The organism is Chachezhania sediminis, assembly GCF_009765275.1.
Lineage (GTDB): Bacteria > Pseudomonadota > Alphaproteobacteria > Rhodobacterales > Rhodobacteraceae > Chachezhania > Chachezhania sediminis.
On the sequence record NZ_VOPH01000003.1, the window covers coordinates 153,380 to 176,217 of the forward strand.

Consider the following 22,838-nt stretch of genomic DNA (forward strand, 5'->3'; position numbering starts at 1 on the left):
AGGATTCGGCGCAGTTCGAACACTGCACCTCGCGGCCCCGGGGCGGTATGACAGTGTCGGGGACATCATACTGTGCGCCGCAATTCGGACATGTCAGACGCATGCGACCCCCGGTTTCATTCCACGTCCGGCACAGTCGCCGGATCCAGCGGACCCAAGGATAGGGCCCCTGCCATGGGCGGAAAAGGCCCAATCGAACAGCAGCCCGCATCTGTGGCCCCATTGAAACCCGGGGGCCACTCGGGCAGAAGCAGGGCAGCAACAAGACCGGGCATGGAGCGGGTAAAGAACGTGATCGAGCTGGAAAACGTGGCCTACACTTATGGCGGCGGCTACCTGCTGAGCGGCGTCTCGGTGGTTCTGGCTCCGGGGACATTCCATTTCCTGACGGGGCCGTCGGGGGCGGGGAAGACCACGCTTCTCAGCCTGTGCACCGGGGCGCTGCATCCCAGCGAAGGGGCGGTGCGCGCCTTCGGGGCGGACCTGTCGACGCTGGACCGGGACGGGCTGGCGCTGATGCGCCGGAGGATCGGGATGGTGCATCAGGACTGCCGTTTCCTGGACCACCTGCCGGTGGCCGAAAACATCGCCCTGCCGCTGGCCGTGTCGGGCCGGGCGGGGGATACGGCGGCTGCCAACCTGCGGGAACTGATCGCCTGGGTCGGCCTGTCCCATCGGGCCAATGCGCTGCCGCCGGAGCTGTCGGGCGGCGAACGCCAGCGGGCGGCGCTGGCGCGCGCGGTGATGATGTCGCCGGACGTGATCCTGGCGGACGAACCCACCGGCAATGTCGACTGGGAAATGTCCCAGCGGCTGCTGCAGCTGCTGGTCGAACTGAATCGCATGGGCAAGACCATCGTGATCGCGACCCACGACCTGAACCTGATCCGCGCCGCCAAGGCCCAGATCCAGACCCGGGTCCTGCGCATCGCAGGACGGCGGCTGCAACTGGCGGGGGCCGCGCTATGAGCCGGGGCCTGATGCTGCGCACGCTGATCTTCGGGGACGACCAGGCCAACCGCATCGTACCCCCCAGCGGCTATACCGCCCGCCTGACGATCTTTGCCGCCGGAGCGATGGCCTTCCTGGCCGTCTTCGCGCTGTCGCTGTCGCTGGCGGCGGGCCGCGTGTCCCACCGCTGGTCGCAGGAACTGGCGCAGGCCGCCACGCTGCGGATCAGCGCGCCGGCGGACCAGATGGCGGACCTGACCGCCAAGGCACTGCAGGTCCTGTCCCAGACCCCCGGCGTGGCCCGTGCCCGCGCGCTGAGCGCCGAGGAACAGTCGGCCCTGCTGGCACCCTGGTTCGGCAACGAATTGCCGGTCGAAAATCTGTCGCTGCCCCAGCTGGTCGAGGTGATCGAGGACGATCCGGGCTATGACGCGACGGGCCTGCGCCTGCGGCTGGAGGCTGAGGTGCCGGGCGCCGTCCTGGACGATCACGACCGCTGGCGCCGGCCGCTGGTGGCGGCGGCGCGGGCGCTGAAGCTTCTGGGCTGGGTGTCGATCCTGCTGATCGGCGGGGCCATGGCCACGATGATCACGCTGGCCGCCAATGCCGCGCTGTCGGCCAATGCGCAGATCATTTCGGTGCTGCGGCTGGTCGGTGCGCAGGACCGTTACATCGCCAGCGCCTTCGTGCGCCGCTTCACGCTTCGGGCTCTGGCCGGTGCGGCTGCCGGCACGGTGCTGGGGATGGTTGGAGTGATGCTGCTGCCGTCGGCCTCGGCCGAAGGCAGCATCCTGACCGGCCTTGGCTTTCACGGCGGGGGCTGGATCCTGCCGCTGCTGATCCCGGTTCTGGCCGCGCTGGTGGCCCTGGGGGCCACGACGCAGGCGGCCCGTACACGGTTGCGGAGCCTGCCATGAGAACCCTGATCCTCTGGCTGCGATCGGCCGCCTTCTCGGCGCTGCTGTTCGTGTCCATGGGGGTCATGGGAATCGCTCTGGCGCCGGTGGGGCTGCTGTCGCGCCGGGGGGCGCGCTGGTCGATCAAGGTCTTCGCGCGGTGGGTTTTTCTGCTGGCCCGCTGGCTGGTGGGAATCCGGACGGAATGGCGCGGGCCGGTGCCGCAGGGCGACGTTCTGGTCGTGGCCAAGCACCAGTCCTTCCTGGATGTCCTGATGCTGTTCGCGGTGCTGCCGCGGCCACGTTTCGTGATGAAGCACACGCTGGTCCGGGCGCCGGTCTTCGGCCTTTACGCGCTGCGGGTCGGCTGCATCCCGGTGGATCGTCGCCGCGGCGCCGGGGCCATGACCGACATGGTGCGCGCGGCGCTGGCGGGCGAGGGCGGGCAGCTGGTGATCTATCCGCAGGGCACACGGGTCGAACCGGGGGCAGAGGCGCCCTACAGGCCCGGTGTTGCGCTGCTGTACGACACGATGAAGGCCATGGCGGTGCCGGTTGCCACCAATGCGGGCCTGGTCTGGCCGCGCAAGGGACTGATCCGCCGTCCCGGTCGGGCGGTGGTCGAATTCCTTGACCCGGTGGACCCCGGCCTGACCAAACGCGCCTTCTTGACCGAGATCACGGCCCGGGTCGAGATGGCCTCGGACCGGTTGCTGGCAGAGAACCAAAGGGACAAGGCGAATGGAATTCATCGAGGACATCGCGGCGCTTGAGGCGCTTTACGGTCAGGTCGGCGTGCCGGCGCGCAGGAAGGTGGCGCCCTACCTGATCGACACCTACCGGGCCTGGATCGAACGGTCGCGGTTCTGCGTGCTGTCGACGGTGGGGCCGGAAGGAACCGACGGCACGCCCCGGGGGGACGAGTCGCCGGTGGTCCAGGTGCTGGACGACTACACGCTGGCGATGCCCGACTGGCGGGGCAACAACCGGATCGACAGCCTGCGCAACATCGTGCGCGACGGGCGTGTGTCGCTGATGTTCCTGGTGCCCGGATCGACCAATGCGATGCGGGTCAACGGCAAGGCGAAACTGACGACGGACGAAGGCATGCGCGCCCGGTTCGAGAAGGACGGCCGGCAGCCCGCAACGGTCATCGTGATCGCGATCGAGGAAGTCTATCCCCAATGCGCCCGCGCGCTGCTGCGGTCGGAACTCTGGACCCTGGGCGATCAGAGCGCGGGCCTGCCGACGGTGGGCGACATGCTGACTGAGATCACGAAGGGAACCGAGAACGGCAAGGCCTATGACGAGGCCTGGCCGGCCCGTGCGCGCCAGACCATGTGGTAGGTAGGCCCGGAACAGTCCAGGGCCCTTCCGAAGGGCCTTGAGGCGGGCGCCGCAGCGCCCGCAACCCCCGCTGGGAGGAAGCCGATCTGAATCGGCTTGCCTGGCACCAGTGGTTCGGCCGAGGCCCCTGCCGGGGCCCGGCCCGTATCAGGCGTGGATCGCGCCGTCGCCGCAATCGAGCGCGGCCTCGCGCACGGCCTCGGACAGGGTCGGGTGGGCATGGCAGGTCAGGGCCACGTCCTCGGCCGCGGCGCCGAATTCCATCGCCACGCAGATCTCGTGGATCAGCTCACCCGCGTTGGGCCCGATGATATGCGCGCCAAGGATCCGGTCGGTTTCCTTGTCCGCCAGGATCTTGACGAAGCCTTCGGCGGCGATCATCGCCTTGGCCCGGCCGTTGCCCATGAAGTTGAACTTCCCGACCTTGTAGGCCCGACCCGCCGCCTTCAGCGATTCCTCGGTCTCGCCCACATTGGCCACTTCGGGGGCGGTGTAGATCACGCCCGGGATCACGCCATAGTTCACGTGCCCATGCTTGCCCGCCACGCATTCGGCGGCCGCCATGCCTTCGTCTTCGGCCTTGTGGGCCAGCATCGGACCCTCGATGCAGTCGCCGATGGCATAGATGCCCTTGACGTTGGTCTGCCAGTCCTTGCCCACGGCGATCTGGCCGCGCTTGGTCATCTCGATCCCCAGCGCCTCCAGGCCCAGCCCGTCGACATAGGGCTTGCGACCCGTGGCCACCAGGACGGCATCGGCCTCCAGCACGTGCTCGCTGTCGTCCTTCTTCAGCTTGTAGGTGACCTTGACATTGTCACCGTCGACTTCGGTCTTCTGGACCGCGGCGCCCATGATGAACTCGAAGCCCTGCTTCTTCAGCGTGCGCTGGAAGACGCGCTGGATCTCTCCGTCCATGCCCGGGGTCACGACGTCCAGGTATTCGACGACCGTCACTTCGGACCCCAGCCGCTTGTAGACGCTGCCCAGTTCCAGGCCGATCACGCCGGCGCCGATCACCACCAGCTTGCCCGGCACCTTGTCCAGCGTCAGCGCGCCGGTCGAGGTTACGACCTTCTTTTCGTCCACTTCGACGCCCGGCAGCGAGGCCGCTTCGGACCCCGACGCGATGATGATGTTCTTGGCCTCGTGGATCTCGTCGCCGACCTTGACCTTGCCGGCCTCCGGAATGGACGCCCAGCCCTTGATCCAGTCGATCTTGTTCTTCTTGAACAGGAACTCGACGCCCTTGGTGTTCTGCGCCACCACGTCGTCCTTGAAGCCCTTCATCTTGTCCCAGTCGACCTTGGGCGCATCGCCCATCAGGCCCAGCGTGGCAAAGTTGTGCTCTGCCTCGTGCAGCATGTGCGTGGAGTGCAGCAGCGCCTTCGACGGGATGCAGCCGATGTTCAGGCAGGTGCCGCCAAGGGTCTCGCGCCCTTCGACACAGGCCGTCTTCAGGCCCAGTTGCGCGCAGCGGATGGCGCAGACATAGCCGCCGGGGCCGGACCCGATGACGATGACATCATAGCTGGACATTCGGAACTCCTTTCAGTTCGCGATAGACGCGAAATCCGTTTTGGTGGGCCGGCAGGCGGCGTATCCGCCTTGAGACCTGTCGTTTCCCCCGGGGCACTGCCCCAGAGAGATAGTGGAAGCGGGCCGGCAGATAAACCCGTCCCGGTGGCAGGGAAAGGTCTCTGACGGTGCAAAGACGGCTGTGCATGCGATTGCAGCGGGCGCGGGTGCGGGCAGGGGCGGGCCATCAGAACATCTCGGCCGGTACGATCGGCGCATAGAGGGAAAAGGCCCGCGTCCGCGTGGCGGGGTAAGGCAGAAGGAAATCGGCCCGTGCCCCGGGCCGGTGCGCGGCATTGGCGGCCGCGCGGCGGGCCCAGGTCTGGGCCACGGTCGGATCCTCCGACGGGGCCGGGTCGGGCAACCAGTGTTCGACCAGCCGGTCCCGCAGGCCCCGGGCAAAGGCCGGATCGTCGACCTGGACCGAGGCCTCGGTGTCCCAGCGCATCGACCGGCCGTTCATGTTGGCCGACCCCACGATGGCGTGCACATCGTCGACCAGGGTCACCTTGGCATGGACATAGACGATATCCGCCCCACGATAGGTCACGTCGCTGTCGCCTGTCCCCGGACGGGCCGGCACGACGACCGCCAGGCGTTCGCCGAAGGCCGCGCGGATCCGGTCCAGGCAGCGCATCTGCAGCGCCTGGGCATGCCTGGCATGCAGCCCGCGATGGCCTTTGAACAGGATGATGTCGGGCGCCACGGGCAGGACCATGACGCATTGCAGGTCGGGCGCCCGTTCGGCGGCCTTGGCCAGCGCCCGGGCCAGGGGGGCGTGGCGGAAGAACTGCGTCTCAATATAGATGAACCGTTCCGCCTTCGCAAAGAGCGCCAGGTGCGCCTCCTCGTGCTCGGCATGGGAGGTGCGGGGTCCGAAGACGAAGGGGCCGGTTTCGGGTTCGGACACGGTGCGCAGCAGCCGCAGCGCGGGCCCCGGATCGACCCGGGGCGGCAGGTCCATGGGCGCCAGGTCCACCGGCGTATCGTCGAAGGCCTCGCGCTGGGCCAGGGCGGCGTTCCAGGTCTCCACGAAATGGCGGCGCCCGGCGGCGGCGATGGGGCCTTCGACCTCGACCGCGACGTCGTGCCAGGTCTCTTCCGAGGGCTGGTCGTGGTCCGGCGTGTCATAGCGGCGTTCGTCCACGTCCAGTCCGCCGATGATCATCCGGTCCCCGTCGGCGATGGCCATCTTCTGGTGCAGTGTCGCGGGATAGATCCGGCCGCGTCTCATGGCGGGGCGGATGTCCGGGGTCCGGTCCTCGTTCCCGTCCTGCCGGATCGTGTTGATGCAGCTCAGGATCTTGGGGGCCAGCGCCAGCCGCCAGACCGCCCCGATCCGCGCCGGGTGGCGATGCAGCAGGATCTTCATCTCTGGCGCCGCGGCGTGAAAACCTTCTGCGGCATCCCAGGCGTCGATATGAAGGTCGGTCGCGAAGAGCGGATCGAAATCCGTCAGCAACAGCCGGAGGTCGATCCCCTGCTGCGCGACGTGGGCGGCAAGGTCGGCCCAGCTGGACAGCCCCAGCGCCCGGGCCTCGTCCGAATGCAGCCGCGTCTCCGGATCGAAAATCCGGAACGACAGCAACAGTTCGCGTTCCGCGCCCAGGGCCAGCCGCTCCAGCGCGGGATAGCCTTCGGCCGCCGTGATCAGGGCCGTGGCAGGAGAAGCCTGCAGGGCCGCGTCGTCATTTGTCCGTCCGTCCACCGCGTTCTCCATCTGCCAACTCCGGGCCTGGGCGGGCTGCCGGAATGCAGCCCATTGAAGACAACCCTGCAGAACAGCGGCGGGTTCCCTTGCGGCGGGCAAAGGAGAGATCCTTTCCGGACGGGAGAGCGGAAAAACGGGTCACGGGACGGTCGGCCCCTGCCGGGTGGCGCGCACAAGGATCGCGGCGTGAAGCGCCAGGACGATGCCGAAACCCGCGATCTGCTGAAGCAGTGTGGCCGGGATCTGCACGAACAGCCAGGCGGCCATCGGCAGGAATAGCACCACGGCGGTCACCAGACCGGGATTGTAGCGGCGCAGGGCCATGGCCTGGGCGATATGGATCAGGCCGTTCAGGCCCAGAAGCCAGGTGGCGATGCTGCCCCAGCCGGGGCTGACGGTCACCGCCAGCCACAGCGTGACGGTCAGCAGCGCCCAGACACCGGCAATGTTGATCCAGAAGACGTCGGCGCGGGTCAGTCCGCGGCCCTTGCCGGTCATCATCGCGTTGACGAAGCGGCGGAAACGGTCGTCGTCATGCTCCTCGTACTGGTGCAGCATGTAGACGGGAAGGCAGAGGTAGATGGCCGTCAGTCCCGGCGACAGCGCCAGGAACGGCGTCAGCGCCAGCAGCACCAGGGCCGCGAGTGCCCCGCCGTAGACCCAGTTTGCAAATAGCCTTTGGAATAGGGGCCGCTGGAACATGGCGGATGACGGCCGGGCACGGGGCCCGGCCGTCCCTTTCGGGGATCAGAGGTCGATCAGCAGGCGGCGCGGATCTTCCAGCGCTTCCTTGACACGAACCAGGAAGGTGACGGCGCCCTTGCCGTCGACGATGCGGTGATCGTAGCTGAGGGCCAGGTACATCATCGGGCGGATCTTGATTTCGCCGTTGATGACCATCGGCCGGTCCTGGATCTTGTGCATGCCGAGGATGCCCGACTGCGGGGGGTTCAGGATCGGCGAGGACATCAGCGAGCCGTAGACGCCACCGTTCGAGATCGTGAAGGTACCGCCCTGCATCTCTGCCATGGACAGCTTGCCGTCGCGGGCGCGGGCGCCCTTTTCGGCGATCGCCTTCTCGATATCGGCAAAGGACATCGCGTCCGCATCCCGGATGACCGGAACCACCAGGCCCTGGGGCGTGCCTGCGGCAACGCCCATGTGGACGAAGTTCTTGTAGACGATGTCGGTGCCGTCGATCTCGGCGTTGACTTCGGGAACCTCTTTCAGGGCGTGGCAGCAGGCCTTGGTGAAGAAGGACATGAAGCCCAGGCGGACGCCGTGCTTCTTGAAGAACTCGTCCTTGTATTCGCTCCGCAGGGCCATGACCTCGGTCATGTCCACCTCGTTGTAGGTGGTCAGGATCGCGGCGGTGTTCTGCGCATCCTTCAGGCGGCGGGCGATGGTCTGGCGCAGACGGGTCATGCGCACGCGTTCCTCGCGCGCGGCATCTTCGGCTGCCACCGGGGCACGCGGGATCGGGGCCGGGGCGGCGGCCGGAGCGGGCGTCGGGTTGGCCACCGCGCGGGCGACGTCGTCCTTCATGATGCGGCCGTCGCGACCGGTGCCGGTGACCTGATCCGCGGTCAGGCCGGCCTCTGCCATGGCCTTGTTGGCCGAGGGCGCGTTGGCCACGTCGGTCCGGCCCGAACCGGACGGTGCGGCCGCGGGGGCGGCTGCCGGGGCTTCAGCCGGGGCCGCGGCGGCGGCACCTGCGCCTTCACCGGCGGTGATCACGCCCAGCTTGGCGCTGGCATCGACCGTGGCGCCTTCCTCGGCCAGGATTTCGGTCAGCACACCGGACGCGGGGGCCGGAACCTCGACGCTGACCTTGTCGGTTTCCAGCTCGCACAGCATCTCGTCCTGGTTGACGGCATCGCCGACCTTCTTGAACCAGGTGCTGACGGTGGCTTCGGTCACGCTTTCGCCCAGGGTGGGGACCATCACGTCGACCTTGGCACCGCCGTCCGACTTGGCCGGGGCTGCCTCTGCCTTGTCAGCCTTCTCCGACTTGTCGGTCTTGGCCGCGGGTGCCGCGGCGCCGTCGCCTTCGGCGATCGTTGCGAGGAGCGCGTCCACGCCCACCGTCTCGCCTTCGGCCGCGACGATCTCGCCCAGGGTGCCGGCGACGGGGCTGGGAACCTCGACCGTCACCTTGTCGGTCTCCAGCTCGCACAGCATTTCATCAACCGCGACGGCATCGCCCGGCTTCTTGAACCAGGTGGCCACCGTGGCTTCGGTCACGCTTTCGCCAAGCGTCGGCACGCGAATTTCAGTCGTCATCGGTCAGTTTCCTTCGATGCTCAGGGCTTCGTTGACCAGCGCTTCCTGTTGCGCCTTGTGCTGGCTGGCCAGACCCGTCGCGGGCGAGGCCGAGGTCGTACGGCCCACGTAGACGGGACGAGGGGACTTGGCGTTGATGCGTCCAAGCACCCACTCGATATTCGGTTCGATGAAGGTCCAGGCACCCTGGTTCTTGGGCTCTTCCTGGCACCAGATCATGTCGGCATTCGGGAAGCGTTCCAGCTCCTTCACCAGGCTCAGCGCCGGGAAGGGATAGAACTGCTCGATCCGCAGGATGTAGATGTCGTCGATCCCGCGTTCGTCGCGCGCTTCCAGCAGGTCATAGTAGACCTTGCCTGAACACATCACCACGCGCCGGACCTTGTCGTCCGACACCAGCTTGTGGCCCCAGTCCGGGTTGTCCGCCTCGTCCCAGAGGACGCGGTGGAAGGACGAGCCGTCGGTGAACTCATGCGCCTTCGACACGGCCAGCTTGTGGCGCAGCAGCGACTTGGGCGTCATCAGGATCAGCGGCTTGCGGAAGGTGCGGTGCAGCTGACGGCGCAGGATGTGGAAGTAGTTCGCCGGCGTCGAGCAGTTGGCGACGATCCAGTTGTCCGAGCCGCAGCCCTGCAGGAACCGTTCCAGTCGGGCCGACGAGTGTTCGGGGCCCTGGCCTTCGAAGCCGTGGGGCAGCAGGCACACCAGGCCCGACATCCGCAGCCACTTCGATTCACCGGAACTGATGAACTGGTCGAACATGATCTGCGCGCCGTTGGCGAAATCGCCGAACTGGGCTTCCCACAGGGTCAGCGCGTTCGGTTCCGCCAGCGAGTAGCCGTATTCGAAGCCCAGCACCGCGTATTCCGACAGCATCGAGTCGATGACCTCGTACCGCGCCTGGCCTTCCCGGATGTGGTTCAGCGGATAGTAGCGTTCTTCGGTGTTCTGGTCGACGAAGCCCGAATGCCGCTGGCTGAAGGTGCCGCGGGTCGAATCCTGGCCCGCCAGGCGCACCGGATAGCCTTCGGTCAGCAGCGACCCGAAGGCCAGGGCTTCGGCCGTGGCCCAGTCGAAGCCTTCGCCGGTCTCGAACATCTGCTTCTTGGCTTCCAGCAGGCGGCCGACGGTGCGGTGCAGTTCGAACCCTTCGGGGGCGCGGGTCAGCGAAGCGCCGACATTTTCCATCGTTTCCGGGGAAATGGCGGTCTGGCCACGCTGGTACTGGTCTTCCTTGCGCGGATCGATGCCCGACCAGCGCCCGTCCAGCCAGTCGGCCTTGTTCGGCTTGTAGTTCTTGCCGGCCTCGAATTCCTCGTTCAGCTTGGCCTGGAACGCGGCCTTCATGTCCTCGATCTCGCCTTCCGGGATCAGGCCGTCCTTCACCAACACGTCCGAGTACAGGGTCAGGGTTGTCTTGTGGCCCTTGATCTCCTTGTACATGATCGGGTTGGTGAACATGGGCTCGTCGCCTTCGTTGTGACCGAAGCGGCGATAGCAGAACATGTCGATGACCACGTCCTTATGGAACTTCTGCCGGAACTCCGTCGCGACCTTGGCGGCGTGCACCACGGCCTCGGGGTCGTCCCCGTTCACGTGGAAGATCGGCGCCTCGACCATCAGGGCGATGTCGGTCGGGTAGGGGGACGAGCGGCTGAAATGCGGCGCGGTGGTAAAGCCGATCTGGTTGTTCACCACGATATGGATCGTGCCGCCGGTGCGGTGACCGCGCAGGCCCGACAGGCCGAAACATTCCGCGACGACGCCCTGGCCAGCAAAGGCCGCATCGCCGTGCAACAGGATCGGCAGAACAGCGGTCCGTTCCGGATCGTGCAGTTGGTCCTGCTTGGCGCGCGCCTTGCCCAGGACGACCGGGTTCACGGCCTCCAGGTGCGAGGGGTTCGCCGTCAGAGACAGGTGGACCTTGTTGCCGTCGAATTCACGGTCGGAAGACGCACCCAGGTGGTACTTCACGTCGCCGGAACCGTCGACGTCGTCGGGCTTGAACGACCCGCCCTGGAATTCGTTGAAGATCGCGCGATAGGGCTTGGCCATCACGTTGGCCAGCACGTTCAGGCGGCCGCGGTGCGGCATGCCGATCACGACTTCCTTCACACCCAGCGCGCCGCCGCGCTTGATGATCTGCTCCATCGCCGGGATCAGGCTTTCGCCGCCATCGAGACCGAAACGCTTGGTCCCCATGTACTTGACCTGAAGGAATTTCTCGAATCCTTCGGCCTCGACCATCTTGTTCAGGATCGCCTTCCGGCCCTCGCGGGTGAACTGGATTTCCTTGCCCAGCCCCTCGATCCGTTCCTTCAGCCAGCTGGCCTCTTCCGGGTCCGAGATGTGCATGTACTGCAGCGCGAAGGTGCCGCAATAGGTGCGCTTCACCAGTTCCAGGATCTGGCGGACGGATGCCACCTGCAGGCCGAGAACGTTGTCGATGAAGATCGGTCGATCCATGTCGGCATCGGTGAAGCCGTAGGATTTCGGATCCAGTTCCGAATGATACGTCGTGTCGCGCGCGCCCAGCGGGTCGATATCGGCGATCAGGTGACCGCGGATCCGGTAGGCGCGGATCAGCATGATCGCGCGGATCGAATCCAGCACGGCACGCTTCATCTGGTCGTCGGTCAGCGACACGCCGGTCGACTGGGCCTTGTCTGCGATCTTCTTGCCGGCGGCCTTCACCTCGGGCGCTGCGTCCGGCCACATGCCGGTCAGGGCCGCGGTCAGGTCGTCCGACGGCGTCGGCGGCCAGTCCGTGCGCGCCCAGGACGGGCCGGACGCCTCTTTCTTGACGTCCAGTTCGTCGTCGCCAAGCTGGCGGAAGAATTCGGCCCAGGCGGCGTCAACCGCGCCCGGATCGCCCGCGTACTGGGCGTAGAGCTGCTCCAGGTAGGCCGCGTTCGCGCCCTGCATGAAGGACGAGGCCTGGAATTGGGCGTTGGGGCTTTGTTCGGTCATTGTCGCCTCCCGATCGAAGGGTGACTGTTGCGGCTATGCGCCCGAAAGGGGCGCGGTGTGGGCTGGGCAGCACTTAGGGTCATTCGGTGTCCGCTGCCAGTACTGTCGTTAACCAATTCGATCAACAACATGCGGGGTACGGCGGACGCATCGTAAGTCAGGTTTTCCGCCCCGCGGCACTCGCGGGTATGGAAAGCAGGCAGGGCAGGCCCGGTGGGACGGGCCGCGGAGTGCGAAAGAATCGCCGCGTTCAGTCTGACAGGTCGTGTCATCCCGTGCATCGGTCCGGTGTCCTGTTCTGAACCTGCGGTTGCAGGTCAATTCGCGTGGTCTAGCGGAAGGGCCGTTAAGACGGCCCTTCCGCGGATCGAAAGATCAGCCGATCGCCTTTAGAACGGCTTCGCCCAGCTTGGCGGGGCTGTCGGCGACGATGATCCCGGCGGCCTTCATGGCCTCGATCTTGTCCTCGGCGCCGCCCTTGCCGCCGGCGACGATGGCGCCTGCGTGGCCCATGCGGCGGCCCGGAGGGGCAGTGCGGCCGGCGATGAAGCCCGCGGTCGGCTTCCAGCGGCCCTTCTTCTTCTCGTCCGCCAGGAATTGTGCGGCCTCTTCCTCGGCGGAACCGCCGATCTCGCCGATCATGATGATCGACTGGGTTTCGGGATCGGCCAGGAACATTTCCAGCACGTCGATGTGCTCGGTCCCCTTGATCGGGTCACCGCCGATGCCGACGGCGGACGACTGGCCCAGGCCGATGTCCGAGGTCTGTTTCACGGCTTCATAGGTCAGGGTGCCCGAACGCGACACGACGCCGACCGACCCGCGCTTGTGGATGTGGCCCGGCATGATGCCGATCTTGCACGCATCCGGCGTGATGACGCCAGGGCAGTTCGGGCCGATCAGGCGGCTCTTGCTGTCGATCAGGGCGCGCTTGACCTTCATCATGTCCAGCACCGGGATGCCTTCGGTGATGCACACGATCAGTTCCATCTCGGCGTCGATGGCTTCCAGGATCGAGTCGGCCGCGAAGGGGGGCGGCACGTAGATCACCGTGGCATTCGCCTCGGTCTTTGCCTTTGCCTCGTGGACCGAGTTGAAGACGGGCAGGCCCAGGTGCTCGGAGCCGCCTTTGCCGGGGGTCACACCGCCGACCATCTTGGTGCCGTAGGCAATGGCCTGCTCGGTGTGGAAGGTGCCCTGAGAGCCGGTGATGCCCTGACAGATCACCTTTGTGTTTTCATCGACGAGAACTGCCATCGTGAAGTCTTCCCTTTGTTGCGTCAGTGGTCCGGCGGCCTTGGGCCGCCAGGAATTTCAGTGAACCTTGATCGGGTACAGGATGGCCCCGACCGCCGGCGCCCCGTCTTGGGCACCGTCGCGGCGATGACCGGACCGGCGCGGCGTCCGGCAGAACGCGGCGCGGGCTTCCGCGGCCGACCGCACATCTGTGCCTGTCGTACCTGCGGTCATCGCCATCGCCGGGTGTACGATCTGCCGTGCCATCCTGTTCCGTCTTTCCTTCTTTCTTGCCGCGCCACGGGGGCGGGCCCGTTCTTTTCGCGTGGACCTCAGTCGGCCGCCGCGACGCCCCGGGCGGTCAGCGCCCGGGCCAGTGCCTCGACCGGCTGGTCCGCCGAAGCCGTCCCACCGACCGAGAAGCTGGCCGAGGCGATCGAGGCTTTCGTCGCATCGGCGTCGTAGACCTCGGGCGGCAGGCGGCCGGCCTTGGCGCTTTCGTCGACATAGAGCGGCGGCGTGCCGTTGGGCTTGCCGTCCGGGAACATGAATTCGACCTGGCGGGACCGGTCGCACGCGGTCAGGCCGACGAGGCCCGCGGCCACGAGCAGCACCGTGGCAAGCCGTCGTCCTGCCGAAGTCGACGGTTGGGAACCGGTCTGGGTCTTGAACGTGCTGGGCATGGCTGCCTCTCCTCTCGTCACGATCTGCCGGAAGACCCGGCGCACTGGGTAACCTGCGGCGATGCGCGCGGCGCTGAGGGCGTTGCGCGGAAACGGTATATGGCGGCTGAGGGTCACAGCGAAGTCGCCTTGCTTTTGCGACCGGACTTGCCGCGGCTGTCCGATTGCGGCGCATCGGCCAGGTTGGCGACCGTCGCGGTCCCGCGATCCGGATCTCGGAAATCCATGGGACCTTCGAACTGCAACCGGTCGACGATCTGGCGCACGTCGCGCGGATAGCGGGTCTGGATCAGCGCCGCCTGGCTCTCGCTCAGCTTCAGCTTTGGGCCCATTCCGAAAAACAACCGCACCACGCGCCGCGCCTGAAGCACCCAGTAGCGCGCGGTCTTCGATCGCTTTTCAGCCGGTCCGAACATCAGGTTGACCAGACGCATGGCGCGGGCCTCCCATGCGTTGAAGCCGCGATTGTGGGGCTTGGGCAGGGACAGGCCCGAAATGTCCATTCCCACCAGATCGGCATAGACGTTGTAGATACTCGCTCCGCTCCGGGGCTTCATCCTGACAATGACCCGGCCGGGGAATTCGGTTGCCCAGTCCTCGGCCGTCTTCGCCATCGGAATCTCGGACGCGTGGGCGACGAAATGGTCCAGGTTGCCGGTAAAGCCGCGCTTCACCGCCTCGGAATAGACCGACAGCATGAAGTCGGCCATGTCCCGCACGAAAACCAGGTAGACGACGCTGGTGAACCGCGCCCGCAGCCACTTGTCCAGCGCGGCCCGCTGCCGCGGCCGGCGCAGATAGGCGCCCAGTTGTTCGCAGGAAATCAGGAAGGTCGCGTCCGGCGCCTCGGCCAGCTTGGCGGACAGCTCGGACTCGAACCTGGCGGTCAGGGCGCGCTGGTCGTCGACGCTTTGGATATTGCGGATCCCGGCCTCGATATGGTCGGGCACGATCTCGCCCACCTCGTTACAGGCGATAAACGCGTATTCGATCTGGCTGTGCAGGCTCATCCTTGGCGGCATGTAGACGAAGCCCTGCGCCGCCAGCGCGTCGCGATGGGTCATCAGGAACACCTGGAGCGAGGTCGAACCGGTCTTCGGCAGACCCACGTGAACTATGGCACGGGCCATCAGGCAGCCCCCCCGTTGGTCGTGGTCGCGTCGGGCGCATAGGCGATCTTCTGGAACGATGCGCGGCCGGTGGCCAGCAGGCCCAGGAACTTCGGCAGCAGCTTTACTTCATGCCAGGACCGGCGCAGTTCGCGCAGCGTCTTGTTCTCCAGCGGCTGTTGCGGGGCGGCCGGTGCGGCTGCGGCCGGCGGCTCGTTCCCCTGAACGACCAGCGCAGGAGAGACTTGCCAGCGGTCCAGACCCCGCGCGAGGGCAGAGATGTTCACGTTGAACAGCAGGTGATCGATCGGCATGTCGATCCGTCGGGCGGCGACGATCTTGGCCGCGCCCGCACGGGACACGATATAGCCGGCGGTGCCGGAATGGCGCGACAGCAGGGGCGCCACGGTCCGGCCCAGATGGGTCCGCCCGTCGCGGCCCAGGGCCACGAACAGCTTGTCGTCGCGCCAGCGCTCGATCTTCACGATGTCGGCGCCCGCGGGCCACCACGACATGTCGGCCAGCCACAGCTGCAGGTCCGGCGACAGGAAGGCGTCGTCTTCCAGCACCAGGCAGTAATCCTCGTCGCGCGCCAGGAACTGTTCCATCAACAGCAGGTGGCTGCGGGTGCAGGCCTTGGCGTGCATGGCCACCGCGCCCCAGGGGCCGTGGTCGGGCATGGCGGCAAGGGCGGCGGCGTTTTCTTGCGCGCGCCCGTCGCAGGCATCGAAGAAGTCGGCCGCCACACCCGCGGCGGCCAGTTCCCGGGCCATCAGCGCACGCCGTTCCGCCGCACGCACAAGACTGACCACGGCCGCGTAAACGCGGGTCGTGCCCTGGCCTTGGGGATCGGGGGTGCTGGTCATGCTGCTCTTCTTCGGTGGCCGGTTTGCTTGGGGCCGTTAGGCTGGGGGCCGTTCAGGTGGGGGCGGGCACGGGGCCCGCCCGGTCAGGGCTCAGCCCTTGACGGCCTTCACGATCTTCTCGGCGCCGTCGCTCAGGTCGTCGGCGGCAATGACGTTCAGGCCGGAATTCGCGATGATTTCCTTGCCCTTCTCGACATTGGTGCCTTCCAGGCGCACGACCAGCGGAACCTGCAGGCCGACCTCTTTCACCGCGGCGATCACGCCCTCGGCGATGACGTCGCAGCGCATGATGCCGCCGAAGATGTTCACCAGGATGCCCTTCACGTTCGGATCCGACGTGATGATCTTGAACGCCTCGGTCACCTTCTCCTTGGTGGCGCCGCCGCCCACGTCGAGGAAGTTGGCCGGTTCGGCACCGTAGAGCTTGATGATGTCCATCGTGGCCATCGCCAGGCCCGCGCCGTTCACCATGCAACCGATCTCGCCGTCCAGCGCGATGTAGTTCAGATCGTACTTGGAAGCTTCAAGCTCCTTCGGATCCTCTTCGGTGGTGTCGCGCAGTTCGGCCACGTCGGGCTGACGGTACATGGCGTTGCCGTCGAAGCCCAGCTTGGCGTCCAGCACCTTCAGCTGGCCGTTCGGCATCAGGATCAGCGGGTTGATTTCCAGCATCTCCATGTCCTTCTCGAGGAAGGCCTTGTAGAGGATGCCCATCAGCTGGACGCACTGCTTCATCGCCGGGCCTTCCAGGCCCAGGGCGAAGGCCACGCGACGGCCATGGTAGGGCTGATAGCCGGTGGCCGGATCGACCGAGAAGCTCAGGATCTTTTCAGGGGTCGACGCCGCGACTTCCTCGATGTCCATGCCGCCTTCGGTCGAGCAGACAAAGCTGACACGGCTGGAACCGCGGTCGACCAGAAGCGCCAGGTACAGCTCACGCTCGATGTCGGAACCGTCTTCAATGTAGATGCGGTTGACCTGCTTGCCCGCCGGGCCGGTCTGGTGCGTCACCAGGGTCTTGCCCAGCATCTTCTTGGCTTCGGCCTCGGCCTCTTCCACCGACTTGGCCAGGCGGACGCCGCCCTTTTCGCCGGCTTCTGCTTCCTTGAAGTGACCCTTGCCGCGGCCGCCCGCGTGGATCTGGGCCTTGACCACCCAGAGCGGGCCGTCGAGTTCGCCCGCGGCGGCCTTGGCGGCGTCGGACTTCAGCACGGCACGGCCGTCGCTGACCGGGGCCCCGTACGAGCGCAGAAGCGCCTTCGCCTGGTATTCGTGAATGTTCATCCAAACAGTCCTTCTAGCGGCATTTGATCCTCTATAGGCACAGCCTTGCGGCAAGACTAAGCCCTTTCGCGCGAAGCAGGCGATTTTCCGCGGGTTTCGATATGCTTGTGATCACACATTGAAAAAGTGTGATCACAAAACTTCAGCGGCACTGCGAATCACCTGGCTGCGGGGGCCGGAACGACCGGCCCCGAACGCAAAACGGCCCGGCGCAGGGGCCGGGCCGTTTCGCAATCTCAACGTGGGTCCACAGGACCGATCAGGCCAGGCTCGGGTCGATGCCCTTGCAGGCTTCGACCAGGCCCTTCACGGCGTTGACCGAGTTGTCGAACATCGCCTGTTCGTCCTTCGACATCTTGATGTCGATGACCTTTTCCACGCCGCCGGCGCCGATCACGGTCGGAACGCCCACATACATGCCGTTCAGGCCCAGGGCGCCGTCGACATAGGCCGCGCAGGGCAGGACGCGCTTTTGGTCTTTCAGGTAGGCTTCCGCCATCTCGATGGCCGAGGTTGCGGGCGCGTAGAAGGCCGAACCGGTCTTCAGCAGGCCCACGATTTCGGCGCCGCCGTCACGGGTCCGCTGGATGATGCTGTCCAGTTTCTCCTGCGAGGTCCAGCCCATGGAAACCAGGTCCGGCAGCGGGATGCCGGCAACGGTCGAGTAACGTGCCAGCGGCACCATCGTGTCGCCGTGGCCGCCCAGAACGAAGGCGGTGACATCCTTCATCGACACGCCGAATTCCAGGCTCAGGAAGTGGCGGAAACGCGCGCTGTCCAGAACGCCGGCCATGCCGCAGACCTTGTTCGCGGGCAGGCCCGAGAACTGCTGCAGGGCCCAGACCATCGCGTCGAGCGGGTTGGTGATGCAGATCACGAAGGCGTCGGGCGCATGTTCCTTGATGCCTTCGCCGACCGACTTCATGACCTTCAGGTTGATGCCCAACAGGTCGTCGCGGCTCATGCCCGGCTTGCGCGGCACGCCGGCGGTCACGATGCAGACGTCGGCGCCGGCGATATCGGCATAGGACTGAGTGCCGGAAAGCGCGGCGTCGAACCCTTCCGAGGGACCGGATTCAGCGATATCGAGCGCCTTGCCTTCGGGAATGCCCTCGGCGATATCGAACAGGACGACATCGCCCAGTTCCTTCATTGCGGCGAGATGGGCAAGGGTGCCCCCGATCTGCCCGGCGCCGATCAGTGCGATCTTGGGTCTGGCCATTGCAAGTACTCCGGCTGGTGTAAATTGCAGGTTGGGTAGACCCTTGAGGCGCGCCGCGCAAGCCTCGCGCAAGGAAGGGGCGGGCCGGCGGGTGCCCAAAACCCGTAGAATGCAAACCAAGGAGGCAGCTCATGTTCGGGGTCGATCCCTATCTGCTGGCGGTTGCCGCACCGGCCGTGGTCTTCGCCGCGGTGGCCAAGGCCGGCTTCGGCTCCGGCGCGGCCTTCGCCTCGTCGGCCTTCCTGGCGCTGGTGTTGCCGCCGGGCACTGCGCTGGCGCTGATGCTGCCGCTTCTGATGCTGATGGATATCGCAACGCTTGGCCCCTACTGGGGCCGGTGGAGCGGGCGCGACGCAGGCTTGCTGATCCTGTCTGCGCTGCCCGGGGTGGCCCTGGGCGCCTGGCTTTACACCATCGTCGACCCGGACGTGTTCCGCCTGCTGATCGGGATCGTGGCGGTGGTCTTCGTGCTGTGGCGGCTGGTGCCGTCCCGGACCTCGTCCGCGGCAGACCCGCGGCAATCCGGCGCAGGGCCGTCGGGCGACCCGTCCGGGGATGCCGGGTCGGGCGATAGGGCAGGCCAGACCGACGGCTTCACACCGGCTCGTATCGCCGGGGGGGCCGTTGCGGGGTCGATTGCGGGTTTCACCAGTTTCGTCAGCCATGCGGGCGGGCCGCCTGTGGCGATGTACCTGCTGGCACAGAATTTCGACAAGACGCGGTTCCAGGCGACCACGGTTCTGGTCTTCTGGGCGATCAACATCAGCAAGCTAGTGCCCTTCGCGGCACTGGGGCTGTTCACGGCGCCCCTGCTGAAGGCCGACCTGCTGCTGGCGCCCTTTGCGCTGTTCGGCGTCTGGCTGGGCGTGCGCGCGCATCGCGCGGTGTCGCAAAAGGCCTTTTTTGCCCTGGCCTATATCTTCCTGGCCCTGACCGGGGCCAAGCTGATCTGGGATGCCCTGACCTGAGCGGGGCCCGAGCCGGCCAGACGAGACCTGACCAGATCTGGCGAGGCCGGAGCCGGGCGTGATCTGACCAACCCCTGAATGCGCCCCGACCGGGCGCCATCCATGCGGTGGGGTGGTCCTGCACGTGGCAACGGCCGCCCATCTTGCGGGTGGTGCGATAGTGGCCCGTCACCCTGACAGGGGCCCGGACCTTTCGGTCCCCGGGCGCAGCCAGGTCGTGCAGGGCAGCCGGTCCCGCGGGGCAGGGCCAGCGGCAGGATGCGCGGCAGGCGCGTGTCAGGCGTCGCTGTCGGTGTCGGGCAGAAGTTCGGCCAGACGCTCGAACGACTGGCCCGAGGCCACCAGGCAGGTGATGCCGTTGGGCATCGTCACGGTGATGGTCCAGGTGCCGGTCTCGTCGCTGGCAAAGACCTCGACCACGGCGTTGTTGGCGCCCAGCCCGATGCTTTGCCGGGTTTCGCCAAAGCCGTCGGCCAGGCGATCGACCACGACCTCTCGCGGGCCGCAATTGCGCTGCGATTGTGCGGTGGCAACGGTCGGGGCGATTGCGAACAGGCCAAGTGCCGCGGCCAGGACGGTGGAGTGCGCAAAGAATTCCTTCATCATGGGTTCTACCCTTTTCCGCTGGGGCAACAGTCCGGACGGGCGTGCCGGGATGCGGCACACCGGGCTGACTGACCCAGATGCAAGAACGTCGGACCTGATTGCTGCCCGTGCGATGTCAGCGTGATTCGGCGGTTTGCCGAGACGGCCCTCCGACACCGGTCCGACGGGGAAAGCTTGCCCGCCAGAAGCGAAAGTCTGGTTAACGCGTCGCACGGTCCGATTGCGCAGGTGCAGAAAATGCAAGACGAATGCAGCGGACCGGGCAAATCCCATGCGTGTGGGACGGGCCTTCCTGTGCAAGGGGGCTTGAACTTTCCTGTCAAAGCGGGCCAGTCAGGCGAAAGATTATTCCAAAGGAGCCACGCATGGACCGCCCCACCGACCCCCGGGCCCGCCCTTACCGTTCCGTCCTTTACATCCCCGGTTCCAAGCCGCGCGCGCTGGACAAGGCGCGTTCGCTTGCCGTGGACGCGATCATCTTCGATCTGGAAGATGCCGTCACCGCCGAGGAGAAGGAGAACGCCCGCGGCACGCTGGCCACAGCGATCGCCGAGGGCGGATATGGCGCGCGGGCCAAGATCGTGCGGATCAACGGGCTGGATACGCCCTGGGGTGCCGACGACGCGAAGGCGGCCGCGGCAATGGACGTCGACGCGATCCTGCTGCCGAAAGTGGGCAGCGCCGCGGATCTGGACGCGCTGGCGGCGATCACGGGCGACGTGCCGCTGTGGGCCATGATGGAAACGCCGCGCGGCATGATCAACGCGCCCCAGATCGCGGCGCATCCCAAGCTTCAGGGTATGGTCATGGGCACCAACGACCTGGCCAAGGAACTGGATACCCGGTTCCGCGCCGACCGCCTGCCGCTGATGGCGGGGCTGGGCCTCTGCCTTCTGGCCGCGCGGGCCGAAGGCCTGGTGATCGTCGACGGCGTCTACAACAAGTACCTGGACGAGGAAGGCCTGATGGCCGAATGCGTGCAGGGCCGCGACATGGGATTCGACGGCAAGACGCTGATCCATCCGGCACAGGTCGATACCGCGAACACGGCCTATGCGCCGTCCGAGGCCGAGATCGACCTGGCCAAGCGTCAGATCGCCGCGTTCGAGGAGACGGAAGCCTCTGGCCAAGGGGTTGCGGTGGTCGACGGCAAGATCGTCGAGAACCTGCACGTTGCCACGGCGCGCGAGCTTCTGGCAAAAGCAGAGGCGATAGCAGCGCTGCAAGCGGGGTAGGCCAGCCATGTCGTGGATTTTGTTGATTGCGGGTGTCGCGCTCTGGTGGGCGGCGCATCTGTTCAAGCGGGTGGCGCCGGCGCGACGCGCGGCGATGGGCGACAAGGGCAAGGGGCTGGTGGCGCTTGCGCTGCTGGTGGCCATCGTCCTGATGGTGGTGGGTTACCGGGCCACCCCCTATGTCCACGTCTGGTCGCCGGCGCCGGCCTTCACCCATATCAACAATCTGATGATGGTTTTCGCCCTGTACCTGGTGACGCCGGCGCCCAAGAAAGGCCGCCTGCTGAACTGGGCGCGGCACCCGATGCTGACGGGCTTCGCACTGTGGGCGATTGCGCACCTGCTGGTGAACGGCGACCTGGCGTCGATCCTGCTGTTCGGCGGCCTGCTTCTGTGGGTGCCGGTGACCATCCTTTCGATCAACCGGGCGGAACCTGTCTGGACGCCCGCCGCCCCGGGCAAGATCGGGCTGGACGCGATGTTCTTCGTCGTGTCGATCCTGCTGGTTGGCGTGATCGGCTATATCCATACGCTGTTCGGGCTGTATCCGTTCGGCGGCTAGGGGGACCCATGCCCACGATCTATCGTTTGCTGACCGAGGACGATACCTCGGCCTTCTGCCACAAGGTCAGCCTGGCGCTTTCCAAGGGCTGGGTTCTGCATGGCAGCCCGACCTATGCTTTCGATGCGGCAAAGGGCGTGATGCGCTGCGGGCAGGCCGTGACCAAGGAAATCGACGCGGACTACACGCCCGACATGAAACTGGGAGAGCAGTGATGGCGAAGACCAACCCGGGACGTTTCTTCGAGGATTACGCCATCGGCCAGGTCATCGACCACGCCGTGCCGCGGACCGTGTCGGGCGGAGAGCGGGCGCTGTACCACGCGCTTTATCCCGCGCGGCATGCGCTTTATTCCTCGGACGAGTTCGCGCGGGCCAGTGGTCTGCCGGAAAGCCCGATGGACGACCTGGTGGCGTTTCATGTGGTCTTCGGCAAGTCGGTGCCGGACGTGTCGCTGAATGCGGTCGCGAACCTGGGCTATGCCGAGGGGCGCTGGCTGCTGCCGGTCTATGCGGGCGATACGCTGCGGTCGGTGTCCGAGGTGATCGGACTGAAGCAGAATTCGAACGGCAAGACCGGGGTGGTCTATGTCCGGACCCGCGGCATCAACCAGCGCGGCGAGACCGTGATGGAATATGTCCGCTGGGTGATGGTGCGGAAGAACGACGTCGACGCGCCGGCGCCGGAAACGGTGGTGCCGGACCTGGCGAAGGTCGTGGCGCCGGGCGATCTGGCGATCCCGGCGGGGCTGGATTTCACCGGCTACGACTTCACGCTGGCGGGCGAACCCTATCGCTGGGGCGATTACGAGGTGGGCGAAACCATCGACCATGTCGATGGCGTGACCATCGAGGAGGCCGAGCACATGCTGGCCACCCGGCTGTGGCAGAACACGGCCAAGGTCCATTTCGACGCGACCTTCCGACCCGACGGCCAGCGGCTGATCTATGGCGGCCATGTGATTTGCATGGCCCGCGCGCTGTCCTTCAACGGGCTGGCCAATGCGCAGATGATCGTGGGCCTGAACGGGGGCGCCCACGCGAACCCGTGCTTTTCGGGCGATACGGTTCGGGCCTGGACTGAAGTGCTGGACAAGGCCGAAACCTCGGCGCCCGGTGTCGGCGCGCTGCGGCTGCGGCTGGTGGCGACGAAGGGCGCGGTCGACTTCAAGCTGAAGGACGAGGCCGGCAAGTACATGCCCGACATCCTTCTGGATCTCGATTACTGGGCGCTGGTGCCGGTCTGACGTCCGACCCGGCGGGTGGAACCGGATCGCCTTCGGGCGTGTTCCGCCCGCAGGCGATCCTTTTTCAGGCTGTTCCGGCATCGGGCAT

At 66.5% G+C, this 22,838-nt stretch carries 21 protein-coding genes and 1 pseudogene; 9 read left to right on the forward strand and 13 right to left on the reverse strand.

The annotated features are described in order from the left end of the window. Positions 1–46: 46 nt before the first annotated feature. Positions 47–376 (reverse strand): annotated as a pseudogene (locus tag FQK05_RS26505) (hypothetical protein); the annotation flags it as partial. On the opposite strand from FQK05_RS26505, the gene FQK05_RS10185 reads away from it, so the two are divergent. Genes FQK05_RS10185 through FQK05_RS10200 form a run of 4 tightly spaced genes read left to right on the forward strand, consistent with a single transcriptional unit; the run spans position 292 to position 3,194 of the window. Beyond that, entirely contained in the window at positions 292–969 is a 678-nt protein-coding gene (locus FQK05_RS10185; RefSeq protein ID WP_158967588.1) for a cell division ATP-binding protein FtsE, read from the forward strand. The pseudogene FQK05_RS26505 and the gene FQK05_RS10185 sit on opposite strands and share 85 nt — an antisense overlap. Continuing rightward, positions 966–1,868, forward strand: a complete 903-nt coding sequence (locus FQK05_RS10190; RefSeq protein WP_158966379.1) for a cell division protein FtsX — start codon at positions 966–968, stop codon at positions 1,866–1,868. The genes FQK05_RS10185 and FQK05_RS10190 overlap by 4 nt, the downstream gene beginning before the upstream one ends. Further along, positions 1,865–2,620 carry a lysophospholipid acyltransferase family protein gene (locus tag FQK05_RS10195; RefSeq protein ID WP_158966381.1) on the forward strand — a complete coding sequence of 252 codons (756 nt, stop codon included), beginning with the start codon at positions 1,865–1,867 and terminating at the stop codon, positions 2,618–2,620. Before FQK05_RS10190 ends, FQK05_RS10195 begins: the two co-directional genes overlap by 4 nt. Continuing rightward, positions 2,589–3,194, forward strand: coding sequence for a pyridoxamine 5'-phosphate oxidase family protein (locus FQK05_RS10200; RefSeq protein ID WP_158966382.1), 606 nt, complete (start codon positions 2,589–2,591; stop codon positions 3,192–3,194). Before FQK05_RS10195 ends, FQK05_RS10200 begins: the two co-directional genes overlap by 32 nt. Before the next feature lie 147 nt (positions 3,195–3,341). On the opposite strand, the gene lpdA is transcribed toward FQK05_RS10200, so the two are convergent. The 11 genes from lpdA to mdh all read right to left on the reverse strand — a co-directional run bounded on the left by lpdA (position 3,342) and on the right by mdh (position 18,133). Then, on the reverse strand, positions 3,342–4,730 hold the full coding sequence (gene lpdA / locus FQK05_RS10205) for a dihydrolipoyl dehydrogenase (RefSeq protein ID WP_158966384.1): 1,389 nt from the start codon (positions 4,728–4,730) through the stop codon (positions 3,342–3,344). 226 nt (positions 4,731–4,956) lie between these two features. Then, positions 4,957–6,489, reverse strand: coding sequence for a phospholipase D family protein (locus tag FQK05_RS10210; protein ID WP_158966386.1), 1,533 nt, complete (start codon positions 6,487–6,489; stop codon positions 4,957–4,959). 129 nt (positions 6,490–6,618) lie between these two features. Further along, complete coding sequence (locus tag FQK05_RS10215; protein ID WP_158966388.1) at positions 6,619–7,182, reverse strand: HXXEE domain-containing protein; 564 nt, start codon at positions 7,180–7,182, stop codon at positions 6,619–6,621. Between the two features lie 45 nt (positions 7,183–7,227). After that, positions 7,228–8,763, reverse strand: coding sequence for a 2-oxoglutarate dehydrogenase complex dihydrolipoyllysine-residue succinyltransferase (odhB, locus tag FQK05_RS10220; RefSeq protein ID WP_158966390.1), 1,536 nt, complete (start codon positions 8,761–8,763; stop codon positions 7,228–7,230). 3 nt (positions 8,764–8,766) lie between these two features. Further along, the gene (locus tag FQK05_RS10225) at positions 8,767–11,733 is read right to left on the reverse strand and encodes a 2-oxoglutarate dehydrogenase E1 component (RefSeq protein ID WP_158966392.1); all 2,967 of its coding nucleotides are present in this window, start codon (positions 11,731–11,733) and stop codon (positions 8,767–8,769) included. A gap of 375 nt (positions 11,734–12,108) precedes the next feature. Continuing rightward, entirely contained in the window at positions 12,109–12,990 is an 882-nt protein-coding gene (sucD, locus tag FQK05_RS10230) for a succinate--CoA ligase subunit alpha (RefSeq protein ID WP_158966394.1), read from the reverse strand. Between the two features lie 311 nt (positions 12,991–13,301). Continuing rightward, complete coding sequence (locus FQK05_RS10240; RefSeq protein ID WP_158966398.1) at positions 13,302–13,652, reverse strand: hypothetical protein; 351 nt, start codon at positions 13,650–13,652, stop codon at positions 13,302–13,304. 113 nt (positions 13,653–13,765) lie between these two features. After that, positions 13,766–14,782, reverse strand: a complete 1,017-nt coding sequence (locus FQK05_RS10245; RefSeq protein ID WP_158966400.1) for a hypothetical protein — start codon at positions 14,780–14,782, stop codon at positions 13,766–13,768. Beyond that, entirely contained in the window at positions 14,782–15,627 is an 846-nt protein-coding gene (locus FQK05_RS10250; RefSeq protein ID WP_158966402.1) for a glycosyltransferase family 25 protein, read from the reverse strand. Before FQK05_RS10250 ends, FQK05_RS10245 begins: the two co-directional genes overlap by 1 nt. A gap of 90 nt (positions 15,628–15,717) precedes the next feature. Continuing rightward, the gene (gene sucC, locus FQK05_RS10255; RefSeq protein WP_158966404.1) at positions 15,718–16,911 is read right to left on the reverse strand and encodes an ADP-forming succinate--CoA ligase subunit beta; all 1,194 of its coding nucleotides are present in this window, start codon (positions 16,909–16,911) and stop codon (positions 15,718–15,720) included. A 259-nt stretch (positions 16,912–17,170) separates the two neighbouring features. Continuing rightward, positions 17,171–18,133 carry a malate dehydrogenase gene (gene mdh / locus FQK05_RS10260; RefSeq protein ID WP_158966406.1) on the reverse strand — a complete coding sequence of 321 codons (963 nt, stop codon included), beginning with the start codon at positions 18,131–18,133 and terminating at the stop codon, positions 17,171–17,173. Positions 18,134–18,264: 131 nt separating this feature from the next. Here mdh and FQK05_RS10265 point away from each other — a divergent pair, with 131 nt between their 5' ends. Then, positions 18,265–19,101 carry a sulfite exporter TauE/SafE family protein gene (locus FQK05_RS10265; protein WP_158966408.1) on the forward strand — a complete coding sequence of 279 codons (837 nt, stop codon included), beginning with the start codon at positions 18,265–18,267 and terminating at the stop codon, positions 19,099–19,101. Positions 19,102–19,377: 276 nt separating this feature from the next. Here the strand turns inward: FQK05_RS10265 and FQK05_RS10270 are convergent, their stop codons facing one another. After that, positions 19,378–19,704, reverse strand: a complete 327-nt coding sequence (locus FQK05_RS10270; RefSeq protein ID WP_158967590.1) for a hypothetical protein — start codon at positions 19,702–19,704, stop codon at positions 19,378–19,380. A 368-nt stretch (positions 19,705–20,072) separates the two neighbouring features. Here FQK05_RS10270 and FQK05_RS10275 point away from each other — a divergent pair, with 368 nt between their 5' ends. From FQK05_RS10275 to FQK05_RS10290, 4 genes are read left to right on the forward strand one after another with little or no spacing between them, the layout of a single operon-like run. Then, on the forward strand, positions 20,073–20,942 hold the full coding sequence (locus tag FQK05_RS10275; RefSeq protein WP_158966410.1) for an HpcH/HpaI aldolase/citrate lyase family protein: 870 nt from the start codon (positions 20,073–20,075) through the stop codon (positions 20,940–20,942). 7 nt (positions 20,943–20,949) lie between these two features. Further along, positions 20,950–21,504 (forward strand): NnrU family protein, encoded by a 555-nt coding sequence (locus tag FQK05_RS10280; protein ID WP_158966412.1) that lies wholly within the window; start codon positions 20,950–20,952, stop codon positions 21,502–21,504. A gap of 8 nt (positions 21,505–21,512) precedes the next feature. Beyond that, the gene (locus FQK05_RS10285) at positions 21,513–21,719 is read left to right on the forward strand and encodes a DUF1737 domain-containing protein (RefSeq protein WP_158966414.1); all 207 of its coding nucleotides are present in this window, start codon (positions 21,513–21,515) and stop codon (positions 21,717–21,719) included. Next, a complete protein-coding gene (locus FQK05_RS10290; protein ID WP_158966416.1) occupies positions 21,719–22,750 on the forward strand; it encodes a MaoC family dehydratase in 1,032 nt (343 codons plus the stop codon). Before FQK05_RS10285 ends, FQK05_RS10290 begins: the two co-directional genes overlap by 1 nt. Positions 22,751–22,838 lie beyond the last annotated feature (88 nt).

Bases quoted from the DNA above. Each gene is read 5' to 3' on its own strand.
- mdh (WP_158966406.1), bottom strand. From the start codon at position 18,133: ATGGCCAGACCCAAGATCGCACTGATCGGCGCCGGGCAGATCGGGGGC.
- FQK05_RS10250 (WP_158966402.1), bottom strand. From the start codon at position 15,627: ATGACCAGCACCCCCGATCCCCAAGGCCAGGGCACGACCCGCGTTTAC.
- FQK05_RS10285 (WP_158966414.1), top strand. From the start codon at position 21,513: ATGCCCACGATCTATCGTTTGCTGACCGAGGACGATACCTCGGCCTTC.
- FQK05_RS10210 (WP_158966386.1), bottom strand. From the start codon at position 6,489: ATGGAGAACGCGGTGGACGGACGGACAAATGACGACGCGGCCCTGCAG.
- FQK05_RS10195 (WP_158966381.1), top strand. From the start codon at position 1,865: ATGAGAACCCTGATCCTCTGGCTGCGATCGGCCGCCTTCTCGGCGCTG.
- FQK05_RS10265 (WP_158966408.1), top strand. From the start codon at position 18,265: ATGTTCGGGGTCGATCCCTATCTGCTGGCGGTTGCCGCACCGGCCGTG.
- FQK05_RS10190 (WP_158966379.1), top strand. From the start codon at position 966: ATGAGCCGGGGCCTGATGCTGCGCACGCTGATCTTCGGGGACGACCAG.
- FQK05_RS10270 (WP_158967590.1), bottom strand. From the start codon at position 19,704: ATGAAGGAATTCTTTGCGCACTCCACCGTCCTGGCCGCGGCACTTGGC.
- FQK05_RS10225 (WP_158966392.1), bottom strand. From the start codon at position 11,733: ATGACCGAACAAAGCCCCAACGCCCAATTCCAGGCCTCGTCCTTCATG.
- FQK05_RS10245 (WP_158966400.1), bottom strand. From the start codon at position 14,782: ATGGCCCGTGCCATAGTTCACGTGGGTCTGCCGAAGACCGGTTCGACC.
- FQK05_RS10280 (WP_158966412.1), top strand. From the start codon at position 20,950: ATGTCGTGGATTTTGTTGATTGCGGGTGTCGCGCTCTGGTGGGCGGCG.
- FQK05_RS10240 (WP_158966398.1), bottom strand. From the start codon at position 13,652: ATGCCCAGCACGTTCAAGACCCAGACCGGTTCCCAACCGTCGACTTCG.
- odhB (WP_158966390.1), bottom strand. From the start codon at position 8,763: ATGACGACTGAAATTCGCGTGCCGACGCTTGGCGAAAGCGTGACCGAA.
- sucC (WP_158966404.1), bottom strand. From the start codon at position 16,911: ATGAACATTCACGAATACCAGGCGAAGGCGCTTCTGCGCTCGTACGGG.
- FQK05_RS10275 (WP_158966410.1), top strand. From the start codon at position 20,073: ATGGACCGCCCCACCGACCCCCGGGCCCGCCCTTACCGTTCCGTCCTT.
- FQK05_RS10215 (WP_158966388.1), bottom strand. From the start codon at position 7,182: ATGTTCCAGCGGCCCCTATTCCAAAGGCTATTTGCAAACTGGGTCTAC.
- FQK05_RS10200 (WP_158966382.1), top strand. From the start codon at position 2,589: ATGGAATTCATCGAGGACATCGCGGCGCTTGAGGCGCTTTACGGTCAG.
- lpdA (WP_158966384.1), bottom strand. From the start codon at position 4,730: ATGTCCAGCTATGATGTCATCGTCATCGGGTCCGGCCCCGGCGGCTAT.
- sucD (WP_158966394.1), bottom strand. From the start codon at position 12,990: ATGGCAGTTCTCGTCGATGAAAACACAAAGGTGATCTGTCAGGGCATC.
- FQK05_RS10290 (WP_158966416.1), top strand. From the start codon at position 21,719: ATGGCGAAGACCAACCCGGGACGTTTCTTCGAGGATTACGCCATCGGC.